The organism is Streptomyces sp. NBC_01428 (genome assembly GCF_036231965.1).
Lineage (GTDB): Bacteria > Actinomycetota > Actinomycetes > Streptomycetales > Streptomycetaceae > Streptomyces.
This window is the reverse complement of sequence record NZ_CP109499.1, coordinates 1,742,320-1,756,136: the sequence shown is the minus strand read 5'-3', so window position 1 is coordinate 1,756,136 and position 13,817 is coordinate 1,742,320. Positions and strand designations below refer to the sequence as shown.

General features: G+C 73.6%; 12 protein-coding genes. 2 read left to right on the top strand and 10 right to left on the bottom strand.

All coding sequences use genetic code 11. From position 1 onward, the window contains the following. Positions 1 to 131: 131 nt before the first annotated feature. From OG406_RS07655 to epsC, 4 genes are all read right to left on the bottom strand, one after another. Entirely contained in the window at positions 132 to 1,097 is a 966-nt protein-coding gene (locus OG406_RS07655; RefSeq protein ID WP_164371340.1) for a DMT family transporter, read from the bottom strand. Positions 1,098 to 1,156: 59 nt separating this feature from the next. Continuing rightward, on the bottom strand, positions 1,157 to 1,624 hold the full coding sequence (locus OG406_RS07650) for a cupin domain-containing protein (RefSeq protein ID WP_327408439.1): 468 nt from the start codon (positions 1,622 to 1,624) through the stop codon (positions 1,157 to 1,159). Then, positions 1,621 to 2,598, bottom strand: coding sequence for a PLP-dependent cysteine synthase family protein (locus OG406_RS07645; RefSeq protein WP_329184882.1), 978 nt, complete (start codon positions 2,596 to 2,598; stop codon positions 1,621 to 1,623). The genes OG406_RS07650 and OG406_RS07645 overlap by 4 nt, the downstream gene beginning before the upstream one ends. Before the next feature lie 97 nt (positions 2,599 to 2,695). Further along, positions 2,696 to 3,277 (bottom strand): serine O-acetyltransferase EpsC, encoded by a 582-nt coding sequence (epsC, locus tag OG406_RS07640; protein WP_164371505.1) that lies wholly within the window; start codon positions 3,275 to 3,277, stop codon positions 2,696 to 2,698. A 545-nt stretch (positions 3,278 to 3,822) separates the two neighbouring features. Here epsC and OG406_RS07635 point away from each other — a divergent pair. Continuing rightward, positions 3,823 to 5,016 carry a hypothetical protein gene (locus OG406_RS07635; protein ID WP_267049105.1) on the top strand — a complete coding sequence of 398 codons (1,194 nt, stop codon included), beginning with the start codon at positions 3,823 to 3,825 and terminating at the stop codon, positions 5,014 to 5,016. Between the two features lie 257 nt (positions 5,017 to 5,273). Continuing rightward, positions 5,274 to 5,927, top strand: a complete 654-nt coding sequence (locus OG406_RS07630; RefSeq protein ID WP_329184879.1) for a hypothetical protein — start codon at positions 5,274 to 5,276, stop codon at positions 5,925 to 5,927. Positions 5,928 to 6,100: 173 nt separating this feature from the next. Here the strand turns inward: OG406_RS07630 and OG406_RS07625 are convergent, their stop codons facing one another. The 6 genes from OG406_RS07625 to OG406_RS07600 all read right to left on the bottom strand — a co-directional run bounded on the left by OG406_RS07625 (position 6,101) and on the right by OG406_RS07600 (position 13,744). Continuing rightward, positions 6,101 to 9,133 (bottom strand): AfsR/SARP family transcriptional regulator, encoded by a 3,033-nt coding sequence (locus tag OG406_RS07625; RefSeq protein ID WP_329184877.1) that lies wholly within the window; start codon positions 9,131 to 9,133, stop codon positions 6,101 to 6,103. A 779-nt stretch (positions 9,134 to 9,912) separates the two neighbouring features. Beyond that, the gene (locus OG406_RS07620) at positions 9,913 to 10,164 is read right to left on the bottom strand and encodes a tautomerase family protein (protein WP_164371335.1); all 252 of its coding nucleotides are present in this window, start codon (positions 10,162 to 10,164) and stop codon (positions 9,913 to 9,915) included. 10 nt (positions 10,165 to 10,174) lie between these two features. Then, positions 10,175 to 10,636: a cupin domain-containing protein gene (locus OG406_RS07615; protein ID WP_329184875.1), complete on the bottom strand. Its 462-nt coding sequence runs from the start codon at positions 10,634 to 10,636 to the stop codon at positions 10,175 to 10,177. Between the two features lie 11 nt (positions 10,637 to 10,647). Further along, on the bottom strand, positions 10,648 to 12,096 hold the full coding sequence (locus OG406_RS07610) for an MFS transporter (protein WP_266851125.1): 1,449 nt from the start codon (positions 12,094 to 12,096) through the stop codon (positions 10,648 to 10,650). Further along, positions 12,093 to 12,809, bottom strand: a complete 717-nt coding sequence (locus OG406_RS07605; RefSeq protein ID WP_329184872.1) for an HAD family hydrolase — start codon at positions 12,807 to 12,809, stop codon at positions 12,093 to 12,095. Before OG406_RS07605 ends, OG406_RS07610 begins: the two co-directional genes overlap by 4 nt. Further along, on the bottom strand, positions 12,806 to 13,744 hold the full coding sequence (locus OG406_RS07600) for a pseudouridine-5'-phosphate glycosidase (protein ID WP_329184870.1): 939 nt from the start codon (positions 13,742 to 13,744) through the stop codon (positions 12,806 to 12,808). The genes OG406_RS07605 and OG406_RS07600 overlap by 4 nt, the downstream gene beginning before the upstream one ends. Positions 13,745 to 13,817: the final 73 nt, after the last annotated feature.

Here is a 13,817-nt window from a genome sequence, read left to right as displayed (position 1 = left end):
ACCCGGAAGCGTGGGCGTGGAGGTGCGGGCACGTGAACGCCGCACGGCGCGCCCCCGGGTCGGGAGCGCGCCGTGCGGCGTTCTTGCGGTGAGGTGCAGCGAGGTGCGGGGCGGGCCGGTGGTCGGCCCGGTCAGCAGGCCTCCTGGGTGACGGCCGTCTGCGACCGGTCGGGGGCGGGAGCCGTGGCGGCCACGGGCGGGCCGGCGGTACGGCGGGACGGCAGCGGCAGCCGTCCCTCGGCGAGGGCGAGCGCGGCGATGACCACGGCGCCGCCCACCGGAACGTTCCACGTCACGGACTCGCCGAGGGCCGACGCTCCGACGATCACGGAGAACACCGGGACCAGGTAGTTGACGCCGGAGGCCGTGGTGGGACCGGCGTCCGCGATGAGCCGGTTCATCAGCACGAAGGCGATACCGGTGGACGCGCCGCCGAGGACCAGGAGCGACAGCAGCGGGCCGGTCGTCAGCTCGCCCGGCAGGTCCCAGCCGATGGTGAACGTGGTGATCAGACCCGTGATGACCATGGCGGAGGTGAGCTGCGCGGCGGTCACGGCGAGAGCCGGGATCTTGTGCGGGGCGATGAAGCGGCGCAGGTAGACGAAGCTGACCGCGTAGCTGACCGCCGCCCCCACGCAGGCCAGTTGGCCGCCGAGGGAACCGAAGCCGTGGGTGCGCCACGGCCCGACGACGACGATCAGTCCGACGAAACCGATGACGAGACCGGTCACCTTGCGGGCCGTGGGCTTCTCCGTGCGGATGGCGAGGGCCGCGAGGCCGAGGGTGACCAGCGGTGTGGCGCCCTGGATGACGCCGGCGATGGTCGCGGTGGTGTGCTGCTCGCCGACGGCGAAGAGGGTGAACGGCACGACGTTGCCGAACACCGAGGCGACGACGATGTGTCCCCAGACCTTCCGGTCCGGGAAGGCACCCTTGGTCACGGCGAGGATCACCGACACGACGAGGGCGCCCACAAGGAGCCGCCCGAAGGCGAGTTGGAGGGGCTCGAAGGCGTCGAGCGACACCTTGATGAAGGCGAAGCTGCACCCCCAGAGGGCGGCGAGCAGGCCGAAGCGGGCCCAGTTGACGGGGTTCATCTGATGACTCCTGGAAGTTGTCGAACGGTTGGGGGACGGGGGACGCAGATCGGGGGAGGTCAGGACTCGTCGATCTCGAACTGGTCGTACTTCTCCATGAGCGCCACCATCTCGGCGCGCGTAGGGACGTTGCCGTCGGCCAGGAGTTCCGCCAGGCCGGTGAAGTAGCCCTCGCGGTTCTCCGCCGGCGTGAAGATGATCAGCATCTCCGCCGGGGCGTCGCTGTCGTTGCGGAAGCCGTGCACCGCGTGCTCGGGCACGTGCAGGAGATCGCCGGCGTGGGCCTTGCGCCAGCTCGTGCCGTCGTGGACGGTGACCTCGCCGGAAAGGACGTAGAAGGTCTCGGATATACGGGTGTGGTAGTGCGGGGCCGCTCCGGCGGCACCGGGGAGCATGTGGTGGTGGAAGATGCCGAGGCGGCCGTCGGTGGTCTCGGCGAGCGCGATGTACCGGGTCGTCGTCGTCTCCCCGATACGGACCTTCACCGCGTCGCCGAACCGCTTGAGCGTGGAGACCAGGAGCGTCACGAGACGTCCTCCCACATGCTCAGGTAGCGCTCGCCGGTGTCCGGCAGGACGGTGACCACGGTCCGGTCGCGGTACTCGGTGCGGGCGGCCACCAGGTGGGCGGCGTGCACGGCCGCACCGGACGAGACACCGACGAACAGGCCCTGCCCGAAAGCGAGTTCACGAGCGGTGCGCAGCGCGTCCGTGTCGCTGACCGTGATCACCTCGTCGATCAGGGAGACGTCGGTGGTGGGGGCGACGAACCCGCCGTTGAGGCCGGGGATGCGGTGCCGTCCGGGCTGCCCGCCCGACAGCAACGGGGATCCCAGCGGTTCGACCGCGACGATCCGCACACGCGGGTCCTGCTCGCGCAGGTGGCGGGCGATGCCGGTGAGGGTCCCGCCGGTGCCGACCGCGCAGACGAGCGTGTCGATACGGCGGCCGGTCGCGGTGAGGGCGGCGGTGATCTCCGGTCCGGTGGTGGCGTAGTGCGCCTCGACGTTGTCCGCGTTCTCGTGCTGGCACGGGAACCAGGAGCCGGGCGTGGCCGCGTGGATCTCCTCGGCCTTCTCGATCGCGCCCGGGTAGCCGCGGTCGGCGGGGGTCTGGACGACCTCGGCGCCCAGCGCCGCGAGCAGCCGGACCCGCTCGGTCGTCGCGTTGTCGGGCAGGACGATGACGCAGCGGTGGCCGCGGGCGGCCGCCAGGGCGGCGAGCGAGATGCCGGTGTTCCCGGAGGTGGCCTCGACGATCGTGCCGCCCGGCGCGAGATCGCCCCGGGCCTCGGCCGCCTTCAGCATGTACAGCGCCGCCCGGTCCTTGCTGCTGGACATCGGGTTGGCCGCCTCCAGCTTGGCCAGTATCTCCGCGCCCGCCGCCAGTCCGTCGAGCCGCAGGCGGACCAGCGGGGTGGCGCCCACCAGGTCGTCGATGCCGTCGGCGACGGCGGGCCGGGCCAGGGGCGCTCGGGACGTGTGCGGTGCGAGAGTGCGCATGATGTGATTCCTCGTCAGTTCCGGTCCGGTGCGGGGTGGTTGGGCCTGCGGTCACCAAGGGGGTGCCGCCGGTGTCGGGGGCGCGGTAGGTGCGGGGCTACCAGGAGCCGGCGGAGGCGATGCTCGCGATGACGTCCTCGGACGGGCGGCCCCGCCTGCCCGTCGTCGCGGTGGCGGCCAGCATCCGTGTCCCCTCCGGGACGTCCTTGTTGACCAGTGCCTGCGCGCCGATGACGGCGTCGTCGCCGACGGTCACCGGCCCCAGCACGGTGGCGTTCGTGCCGAGGACGACGTTGCGGCCGACCACCGGGTGCCTGCGGGCGCCCTCGGGCCGGTTGTTGTCGCTCCACCAGCCGACCGCGCCGAGCGTCACCTGGTGGTAGATCGTCACGTCGTCGCCGACCGTGCACGTCTCGCCGATGACCACGGCGGCTCCGTGGTCGATGAACACGCGACGGCCCAGTACCGCCCCGGGGTGGATCTCGACGGCGGTCAGCCGCCGTGCCCAGCGGGCCAGCAGCCGTGCCGCCATCCGGTGTCCCCGGGTGTGCAGCCGGTGGGCGACCCGGTGCGTCCACAGCGCGGTCAGCGCGGGATGCAGCGCCGCCTCCAGCCGGCCCCGTACGGAGGGGTCGCGCTCGACGACGACGTGCAGGTCCTCGCGCATCAGACGCAGCAGACCGGTACCGGTGAGGTCGGGAGGGGTGGCGGTCGGCACGGCACGGCCGGCGTCCGCACCGGCCCGTCGGAAGGGAAGTACAGAGGCGGGCTCCTGGGAAGTGGCGCTCACGGGGGGCTCCAGTCGGGGGAAGGGAGGCGGCCGCGGAGGGGTCCGGGACGGTGGGGGGTGCTTCTGCTCCCGGTGGAGCGAGGGGGGATCCTGACGGCCGCCGTGGTAGGTCGAGGTCCCGGACAGAGCCTGCCTCGCCCCGTTCCCGATCCCTTCCCGGCCGGTTCCCCGGTCGCCGGTCCACGGGAGCCGCGATCCGAGCCGGACCGGGAACGCACGGGGAGGGATCCGGGAACGGCCCCCGGGACACTCCCGTCGAGCGCCACTCCGCGCCGGGACGCGCGGAGCACGACCAGGAGATCCGGTCCGGCGCCTTTACGCGCAAGGAAGCAACCACCTATGTACGAACCATCAGTTGTCCGGGGCACGTGGGACATCGACGGGCAACCCTCCCGTCCGGTCCCGCCCGCCGTCGAGGAGACGAGGAGCCAGCCATGAGTGCGACGGCCGACCGCCACCGAGAGCCCGACCCCCCGGAGAGTGCTCCGCAGCGTCTGCTGCTGCTCTGTCCCTCACCCCGCCTGGTGCGCGCGGCCGTCGCCGCCGGCTTCGCCGTACGGGTGCTCACGGACACGCTCCCGCCCCACGACGCCTGCCTTCCGCCCGAAGTGCCGGTGGACCAGGTCGACTTCGCGGACGAGGACGCCCTCGCCGGGTCGATCGAGGCGTCGGTCCGCGTCCACGGGAGTCAGCGGCTGCTGGCCTGTGCGGGCACGGCCGAACTCCCCGCCGTCGCCGGGACCGCGGCCCGTCTGGGACTGACCCCCAACCCGGCGGACGCGGCCCGGCTCCTGGGCGAACCCGCGGCGATGCGGGCCCTGCTCAACGGCAGCCGGCACTCGTACGTCCCCGCCGCCCGCGCCCGTACGGCGGAGGAACTGCCCGCCGCGGTCGAGGAGATCGGCGCGCAGGTGACCGTCCGCACCCTTCCCGTCTGTTCGGGGATCGCCGGCGCCCGGGACGCGACGGCCGGCGAGCGCTCGTATCTGGTGGAGCAGTACCTGGAGGGCCCCGAGTACGGCGTCGTGACCCTCACCGTCGACGGCATGCACCGGGTGGTGGGTGTCGTGGCCCTGCACGGCGCCTGGCATCCGAGCAGTCACCTCTTCCCGGCGCCTCTGGGGGAACGGGACGAGGCAGAGGCGCGCGCGATCGTGACCGAGCTGCTCGACCTCGCCGGTTACGAGTTCGGCTACGCCTACACCGTGGTCGTCCTGACCGCCGACGGACCACGCGTGGTGCGCTCGCGCGCGACCTGGCCGGACGAGCCGCTGGCCTCGCTGATCGAGCTCGCGACGGGCTTCGACGCCGACGAGGAACTCGTCCAGGTGCTCGCCGGGAAACCCGTGAACGTACCGACCGCCGACCGGTACGCGGCCGTCGCGTCCTATCGGCTGCCGACGGGACGGCTGCTGTCGGTGTCCGGCCTGGAGGCGGTCTCCGAGCTGCCCGGCGTCCACCGGGTGCACTTCCCGTACGCGTCCGGGGACGACATCCCGGGCCACGGCGCGGGCGCGGAGGGCCACGTGATGCTGAGCGCGGAGTCGACGCAGCAGGCCGCCGAGACGGTCACCGCCGTCGGGCGTCTCCTCCGTGCGGAGGTGAGCCGGCGCCCCGACCACCTCTGAGGCCGACGCCCCCCGCGCGACCGGCCGCACCCCGTTCCCGACGACCGCCCGTACGGCCCGAAAAGGGCCGTGCGGGCGGTCGTCTTCGGCACCCCCGAGAGGCGGCGAAGACGGCGGCCGGAGCCCCGCCGATGCCGTTCCCGGGCGCTTCCCCGTCGTGCCCGAGAGGGCGGTAACGGACGCGGAACGGGCCGGGAGCGCCGGACGCGACCTTTCTTTCTGTCAGCACCGCACCGCGACGACAGAAGGCGGACACCATGATCAGCAAGGGCTTCGGAACCTCGGCGGGCTTCTTCGCCCACGCGGCGATCACCCTGGCCCTCGGCGCCGGCATCGCCGCCGGCGCGACGGCCGCGGGCCCGGTCTCGGACGAGGGCCCGAACGCCGTCTTCGGCATCACGTTCGCCGGGCACGCGGCCTCGAACAGCAGCCTGTTCCTGGCGCCCGCCTCCGACGAGGGCCCGAACGTGATCACGGCCGGTAAGAACGGTGACGAGGGCCCGAACGTCGTCGCCGCGCGCGCCGACGGTGACGAGGGTCCGAACGTGATCGCCGCGGCCGTCCTGGGCGACGAGGGCCCGAACGTGGTGCCCGCCCGTGTCCTCGGCGATGAGGGTCCCAACGTCGTCGCGGCCGGTGCCGACGGCGATGAGGGTCCCAACGTGGTGGCTGCGGGTGCGGACGGTGACGAGGGTCCCAACGTGGTGGCCGCGGGTGCCGACGGCGATGAGGGTCCCAACGTGGTGGCCGCGGGCGCTGACGGCGACGAGGGTCCCAACGTGATCGCCGCGGGAGTCTCGGGCGATGAGGGTCCCAACGTCGTCACGGCCGGTGCTGACGGCGACGAGGGTCCGAACGTGGTGGCCCTCGGCGCCGACGGTGACGAAGGCCCCAACGTCATCGCCGCCTGAGCGCCGCTTCACCGGGCGCGGCGCCCCCCCCACCGCCGACCCGCGCACCTCATGCCGATGCCCGCCGTTGTTCACGGCGGGCATCGGCATGAGGCGTTCGGGCGGCAGCCGTACGGGGCGTGCGCGCCGCCGGCGTCGACGGAACCGCCGCTCTCCCGAACGTCGGGGGGACGTCAGTCCCCTCGGCGGACGCGTCCGGGGATGGCCATCGACTGGAAGGCATCCTCCGCGGCGGCGCCCTGTTCGGCCGCCCCCGCCGCGTCCCCCAGCGCCGCGAGCGCCTGGGCGGCGCCGTCCAGGGCGTAGGCCTCCTCCACCCGGTGACCCAGTTTGGCCGCGGAGGCGTGGGCCTGCCGGTGCAGTTCCAGCGCCCGCCGGTGATCGCCCCCCTGCCGGAAGAACCGGCCGGCGGTGTTCCACACGGTCGCCTCCCGTACGGGCGCGTCCTCGAGGCCCTTGGTGGCGAGTGCCTCCTCCACCCAGTGCAGCACCTGCTGCCGGCGACCGAGCCGCCCCTCGGCCTCCGCGGAGAGGACGAGCTGCAACGCCCGTTCGGCCGGGGCCAGTACACCGGGTGCGCGTTCACGGGCCGCCGCGAGCGTACGGGCCGCCGTCTCGACGTCACCCATCGCGAGCTGGATCTGCGCGAGGTCGTTCAACCCCACCAGTTCCTTCTCCGACGCCCCGATCTTGCGGGCGAGTTCGATCGAGCGGGACGCCGCCTGCACCGCCTGGGCGAAGTGACCGCGCTCCATGTAGACGCCGCTGACGTTCGACAGGGACTCCGCCTCGGCGCGTTCGGCGCCCAGTTCGCGCTTGAGGGCGATCGACTGCTCCAGCCGGGGCAGCGCCTCCTCGAAGCGGCCGGTGGTGGCGAGCAACAGGCCCAGCACACCGGTGTCCTTGGCCTGTCCGCGCCGGTCGCCGAGGTCGACGGCGAGCCGATGGGCCTCGACCGCCGCCGCTATGCCGTCCTCGAACCTGCCGCGCTTCCAGCAGGCGACCGCCAGGTTGGACAGGCTCAGCCGCAGGAGATCGGCTTCGCCCAGCCGGCGGGCCGCGGCGAGCGCGGTGTGGCACAGCGCGAGGAAGTCGTCGAGCCTGCCCCGCAGATCGAGGTGGAAGACGACGTTCGCCGCGAGCAGGGCGACCTCGCGGTCCAGCCCCCGGCGGAAGGCCAGGGCGATCGCCGCGAGGAGACTGTCCTGTTCGCGCTCGAACCAGTCGCGGGCGGCCTCCGGCGTGCCGAGCGGCGCCAGTTCGGGACGGAACGAGGGCGTCGGGCGGGCCATCCGCACCCGGCCGGGGAAGAGCAGGTCGCAGGCCGCGTCCGAGGCGGTGATCGAGAACTCCAGCAGCCGGCGGACCGCCCCGGCCGCCTCCTCGCTGAACTCGCCGGTGCCGCCGGAACTCCGGGCCCGCGACAGCATGTGGGCGAAACTGCGCACGAGGTCGTGGAACGCGTAACGGCCCGGTTCGTGCTGCTGCACGAGGTGCATGTCGAGGAGGTATTCGAGGATGTCCTCCGCGTCTCGGACCCCGAGGTCGAGCAGTGCCGCCGCCGTGTAGACGTCGAGGTCCGCGCCCGGATGCTGGCCCAACAGGCGGAACGACTTGCGGTAGTCGGCGTCCAGGCCCTCGTACGACAGACGCAGGGTGACCTCCACGCTGCGCTCGCCGGCGCTCAGTTCCGCGAGGCGGTGGGTGTCGTCGCGGAGCCGGTCCACGAGATAGCGCACGGTCCAGCGGGGCCGTTTGCGCAGCCGGGCCGCCGCGATACGCAGGGCGAGGGGTAAGTGCCCGCTGAGGTCGGCGAGTTCGGCGACGGCCGCGGCCTCGGCGTGCGCCCGCCGCTCCCCGATGATGCCGACGATCAGGGCGACGCTGTCCGGCGGTGCCATGGTGCCGAGGGAGACGGAGTGGGCCGCGTCCAGGTCCACGAGCAGCGCGCGGCTGGTGACGAGGACGACGGTGCCGGTGGGGGAGGCCAGCAGGGGTTTCACCTGGGCCTCGTCGACCACGTTGTCGAGCAGCAGGATCATCCGGTGCCGGGTCATCGTCGACCGCCACAGGGAGATGCGGCCCTGCGGGTCGTCCGGGATGCGCTCGCCCGGAACACCCAGCATGCGCAGCAGCGCCTCGGCCGCCGCGGCCGGTGCGAGCGGTTCCTCGCCGGGGGTGTAGCCGCGCAGGTCCAGGTGGAGTTGCGCGTCGGGGTAGCGCTCGGCGAGCCGGTGGGCGGCGCGGACGGCCAGCGAGGTCTTGCCGCTGCCGCCCATGCCGTCGATCGCGACGATCAGCGGTCCGGAGCCGGTGGCGTCCTCGACGAACCCGAGGAGCTTGTGCAGTTCCTCCTCGCGGCCGGTGAAGTCGCGCAGGTCGTAGGGGAGGGTGGAGCGGCTGCCGGTGACCGTCGGAGCCGCCGTGGCGGCGGCCGTCGCGGGCGCGGTCAGCGCCGGGTCGTTGCGCAGGATGGCCTGGTGCAGCTCGCGCAGGGCGTCGCCGGGCTGGATGCCGAGCTCCTCGTCGAGGACGGCGCGGATCGTGCCGTACTCCTCCAGCGCCTCGGCCTGCCGGCCCGAGCGGTAGAGGGCGAGCATCAGCTGGCCGCGCAGCGTCTCGCGCAACGGGTTCCCGCCGATCGCGTCACGGATCTCGGCGATGAGTTCGGCACTCTCACCGGCGTCGAGCCTGAGGTCGAAGAGCTGCTCCACGGCGGTCATCCGCCGTTCCTCCAGCGACGCGGAGGCCGCGTCGACGACCGCGCCGCCGCTGCCGGACAGGACGGGGCCGCGCCACAGGGCGACGGCCTCCCGCAGCAGCGCCGTGGCCTCCGCGGGAAGACCGGCGGCCGCGTGGTCGCGGGCCCGGCGCAGGGCGTCGGTGAACTGGAGAAGGTCGAGCTGGTCGGGTGTGACGGCCGCGCGGTATCCGGGACCGTCGGTGGCGATGAGGGTCCGTCCGTCCGGGATGCGCTGGCGCAGCTCGGCGACGGCCTTGCGGACCTGGTGCGCGGCGGTGGCGGGTGCGTCCTCGTCCCAGACGGCCTCGACCAGCCGGTGCACGGGCAGCACGCGCTGCGGTTCGAGGAGCAGCGTCACCAGGACCCGTTCGCTGACGGGACCCCCGACGTGGACGCGTTCGTCCCCGTCCCAACATTCCAGCGATCCGAGGATGCGAAAGCGAATCGGCGCTGGCTGGCGCATGGCGCGGGTCCTCTCCTCGGTCCGGGTGCGGCCGCCGCACCACCGTTCGCCTGCGGAGGGGACCGCGTGGGGGACCGGAGACGGCGTCCCGTTCCTTCACGTTCTGCAGGGAACGGCACAGGGCGGCCGTCGTCGACGTTCACATTCTGACGCACGATGTGTACCGACGGTCGCGGCTTCATGGCTCTTACATGGGGAGCGGGGGGCGCGCTGGCGCGTATCGGACAAGTTTTCGCAAGGGTCCGGACACGGCGCCGACCGCGGGCGCCGGGGAGGACCGCTCACAACAGGCGCCCCGTGATGCGGTGTTGCGGGGGCGGGGCCACCGGCACCGAGGGAGCCGGTCCGCGAGGCGGCGGCGAGGCGGAGACGCGGCGGGGCCCCGTACAGGCGTTGTCACGGCACGTAGCGGTGCGCCTGGTGCCGGCGTGGTGGGGCGACGGCCGCGGAAGCGAGTCTCCGCGTGCCTGTTCACGGCCGGAGCGTGCCCGTTTCGTGCCCGATCGGCGACCGCGCGACGTGATCAAGTCGCCCTGCGGAAAGGGTTCATGGACCCGGCGGGCGGCTCCCCGGGCGTACGGCCAGTGCGGGGCGCCCGCCGTGCCGCGGTGGCCGGCGCCCTCGTCCGGCGCATCACCGATCGGGCTCGCGGGCGGGACGACGGACCAGGTTGTGAACGCGGGAGAGGCCCGGAGTGCGCCCGCGCGGGCTCGCCCCGCACACGGCGAACGGCCGGCAGCGTCCCGCTGCCGGCCACCCACCGTGTCCACGCGAACCCGTCAACGGCGCCTCGCCGGAACGGGTTCGGCGCCGTCCGGCACCGGCGGCAGGTCCGCCGGCTCCTCGGCGGGCGCGTCGGCCAGGACGCCTCCGCGGCCCCAGTGATCCTGCTCGACGTCCCGCACGAGCACGGTCACGGCCTCTCTCGGGCATCCCGCGACCCGGGCCAGCGTCGTGGTCAGTTCGTCCACGAGATCGGCTCGTTTCTGTCGGTCGTTGCCCTTCCACCAGTCCACGGTCACCACAGGCACGGTTCTCTCCTCACTTCTCGGGGGCCACGAGGCCCTCGGTCGCGGGGAACTGGTCGAATCTGCGCGCCAGTTCCTCCATCATCTCGGGGGTCGGTTCGGGCGAGGAGTCCAACAGGTCGCCCAGTTCGCGGAAGTACTTCTCCCGGCCGCCGTCCGGGGTGAACATCACCAGCAGGGTGGCGGGGTCGGCGCCGGGGTTGCCGAACGCGTGGGTGGTCCCGGGCGGCACCATCATGAACGTGCCCGGCCCCGCCACGCGCCGCTCCCCGCCCACCGTGAGCAGCACGTCGCCGCTCGCCACGTAGAACATCTCCGTCAGCTCGTTGTGGAAGTGGAGCGGCGCTCCCGGGGCGCGGGGCGGCAGCCGGTGCTCGGTGAGGCCGAACCGGCCGGCCGTGTCGTCCCCGGTCACGAGGAAGGAGACCGGGGTGCCTCCGACGACCGTGGTGGGGCCCGCACCCGGATCGATCACGCGGGGCAGCGTCACCGCTCGCCCCCGGCATCCGCCCCGGTGGACGCCGCACGGGGAGTGAGCGCCCGCAGGGCCACCGCCGCGGCGACCAGGGCGAGTACGGCGGTCAGCGCGTAGGCCCGGCCGAACGCCCCGCCCTCGGGCGCGTCACCGAGCACGAGGACCAGCACGGCCAGGCCCATGGCGCCGCCCGTGTACTGCGTCGTCGTCAGCACCGCCGACGCGGTCCCCTGGTCGCTGTCCGGCACGTCCTTGGTCCCCGCGATGTACATGCCCGCGAAGGCCATGCCCTGTCCCAGCCCGCTGACCAGGAGGCCCGGCAGGACGGCCGTCCAGTAGTCCGAGCCGCTCGTGCCGAGGCCGAGCAGGGCCAGCCCCGCCGCGCCGACCGCGAATCCGGTGGCGAGCGTGGGACGGATTCCCCAGGACCCGGCGAGCCGGCCGGTGACGAGGTTGCCCGCCACCACGCTGAGCGCCAGCGGCAGGAAGGCGATGCCGGCGCCGAGCGGCCCGTAGCCCCACACGTTCTGGAGGAACAGCGTGATCAGGAAGAACTCCGCGCCGACGCTCGCCATGTAGAGCGCCGACATCGTGCTCGCGCCCGCCAGCGAGCGGATCCGCAGCAGCGCCGGCGGGATGAGCGGGGTGGCGGCGGGGCGCCGGTCGTACGCCGTCCAGGCCGTGCCCAGCGCGACGGCGGCGGCGAGGCAGCCGAGGCAGGAGGCGGAGGTCCAGCCGTCGACCGCGGCCTGCGTGAGCGCCGCCACCAGGAACAGGACGGCGCCGGTGAACAGGGCCGCTCCGGGGATGTTGAGCCGCCGTACCGAGGCGTGTGTGCGCTCACCGGCCGGCAGCACCCGCAGGGCGAGGGCGACGGTGACGAGGATGAGCGGCACGTTCACGAAGAACACCCACCGCCAGGAGAGCGCCGCGGTCAGGACACCGCCGATCAGTACCCCGGCCGCGAGTCCCACCGCGCCGATCGCGCCCCAGATCGCGAGCGCCCGGGACCGGACGGGACCGGCCGGGAACGCGGCCCCGATGAGTGCCAGCATGGCCGGGGTCAGGGCGGCGGCGCCGATGCCCTGGGCGGCGCGGGAGGCGACCAGCAGCCACTGGTCGCCGGCCAGTCCGGCCGCCAGCGAGCCGGCGCCGAACAGGCCGAGCGCGCCGAGGAAGAGCCGGCGCGGGCCGGTCAGGTCCGCGGCCCGGCCGCCGACGACGAGGAAGCTGGCGAAGAAGACGGCGTAGGCGGACACCACCCACTGGAGCCGTTCGGGCGGCAGGCCGAGTCCCGAGCCGATGCTCGGCAGGGCCACGTAGATGATCGAGTAGTCGAGCGCCACCAGGAACTGGGCGATGGAGAGGGCGAGCAGCGCGGCCTTCATCCGCCCGCTGAACCCGCCGGCTTCGGGGGCCGAGGTGGGCGAGGCGGAGGCGGGGGTGGTCTGGACGGTCATGTCAGGGCTCCGGTCGGTTCCGGGCGTGTCCCGGGGAGGTCGTGGGGGGTGCCGGCGGTCCCGTGCAGCAGCACGCGGATCACGGCGGGGAAGTCGGCGACGACGTGGTCGGCCCCCGCGGCGGTGAGGGCCGCGGCGGAGTCGACTCCGTAGGAGACGCCCACGGTGCGCAGGGCGGCGGCCCGGGCCATCGTCATGTCGGTGACGGTGTCGCCGACGTACCAGGACCGCGGAGCCGTTGCGCCGAGGTCGGCGAGGGCGCGCAGCGCCATGTCCGGGTGGGGCTTGCCGCGTTCGACCATGTCGTGGCAGACGACGGTGTCGAACCGGGCGAGGATGCCGGTCGCCTCCAGCAGCGCGATCGCGCTGGAGGAGATCTTGGAGGTGGCGATCCCGAGCAGGTGGCCCGCCGACCGCAGCCGGTCAAGGCCCTCGGGAACGCCCGGCAGCAGGAGCGCCGGACCCTGGCTCAGGACGTCCGTCGCGAAGCGGCCGCGGTAGCGGGCGGCGGCCTCGGCGGTCGCCCCGTCGTCGACGGACACGCCCAACAGCCCGGCGAGGGAGGCCTCCAGAGGCTTTCCGACCGTCGCCAGCACCTGGGCGCGGCTGGGGGACGCGCCGAGGCCGCGCACCACGTCCCCGATCAACTCGGCTATCGCGGACGGGGTGTTGGCGAGGGTGCCGTCGATGTCGAAGACCGTCGCGGTGGTCATGCCGCTGCCTCCCCGTGCGGTTCGGCGGTGGCGGCGTAGGCGACGGCGAGGTGTCCGGCGAGCCGGGCGGTACTGATGAGCACCTCGCGGTTGGCGGCGGCGGAACGGCCCTCGGTGGCCCGCGAGACGGCCTTCATCAGGTACGGGGTGGCGGCCGGACCACTGACCCCGTCGTCCTCGGCGGCACGCAGCGCCTCCTGGATCACCTCCTCCATGAGGGCGCTGTCCAGGGCGTGTTCCTCGTCGATGGGTGCCGTGATGAGGGGGCCGCCCGGCAGGCCGGCCGCCCAGTGCATCCGCACCGCGCGCGCCACGTCGCCCGGGTCGTCGATCCGCTTCGGGACGCGCAGTCCGCTGGAGCGGCAGTAGAAGGCGGGGAAGTCGTCGAAGCGGTAGCCGATCACCGGCACGCCGAGGGTCTCCAGGTACTCCAGCGTCAGAGCGAGGTCGAGGATGCTCTTGGCGCCGGCGCACACGACGGCCACCTTGCTGCGGGTGAACTGGACGAGGTCCGCGGAGATGTCGAAGCTCTCGCCCGCACCCCGGTGGACGCCTCCGATGCCCGCGGTGGAGAAGAACGGGATGCCGGCGAGGTCGGCGGCCACGAGGGAGGACGCCACCGTGGTGGCTCCCATGCCGCCGCCGGCCAGGACGACCCCGACGTCCCTGCTGGACACCTTGGGCACCCCGGTGCCGACCGCGAAGCGCTCCATGTCGTCGGGGGACATGCCGACGGTGAACCGGCCGCCGTCCAGCCCGACGGTCGCCGGTACGGCACCCGACTCCCGTACGGCCTTCTCGATGGCGAGCGCGGTCTCCACGTTGCCCGGGTAGGGCAGACCGTGCGCGATCACCGTTGATTCCAGGGCGACGACGGGCCGGTTCTCGGCCAGTGCGTCACCGACTTCCTCACTGATGCGCAGCAGTGGGTGCATGAGGGTCTCTCCTGAACGGTCGCTGGGGACGGGGGGGGAAGGAGCGCGCCGGGCGCGGACATCCAAGTCACCC

Excerpts from the sequence above, each read along its gene's own strand:
- OG406_RS07610 (WP_266851125.1), bottom strand. The coding sequence starts at position 12,096 with ATGACCGTCCAGACCACCCCCGCCTCCGCCTCGCCCACCTCGGCCCCC.
- OG406_RS07600 (WP_329184870.1), bottom strand. The coding sequence starts at position 13,744 with ATGCACCCACTGCTGCGCATCAGTGAGGAAGTCGGTGACGCACTGGCC.
- OG406_RS07625 (WP_329184877.1), bottom strand. The coding sequence starts at position 9,133 with ATGCGCCAGCCAGCGCCGATTCGCTTTCGCATCCTCGGATCGCTGGAA.
- OG406_RS07630 (WP_329184879.1), top strand. The coding sequence starts at position 5,274 with ATGATCAGCAAGGGCTTCGGAACCTCGGCGGGCTTCTTCGCCCACGCG.
- OG406_RS07645 (WP_329184882.1), bottom strand. The coding sequence starts at position 2,598 with ATGCGCACTCTCGCACCGCACACGTCCCGAGCGCCCCTGGCCCGGCCC.
- OG406_RS07605 (WP_329184872.1), bottom strand. The coding sequence starts at position 12,809 with ATGACCACCGCGACGGTCTTCGACATCGACGGCACCCTCGCCAACACC.
- OG406_RS07655 (WP_164371340.1), bottom strand. The coding sequence starts at position 1,097 with ATGAACCCCGTCAACTGGGCCCGCTTCGGCCTGCTCGCCGCCCTCTGG.
- OG406_RS07635 (WP_267049105.1), top strand. The coding sequence starts at position 3,823 with ATGAGTGCGACGGCCGACCGCCACCGAGAGCCCGACCCCCCGGAGAGT.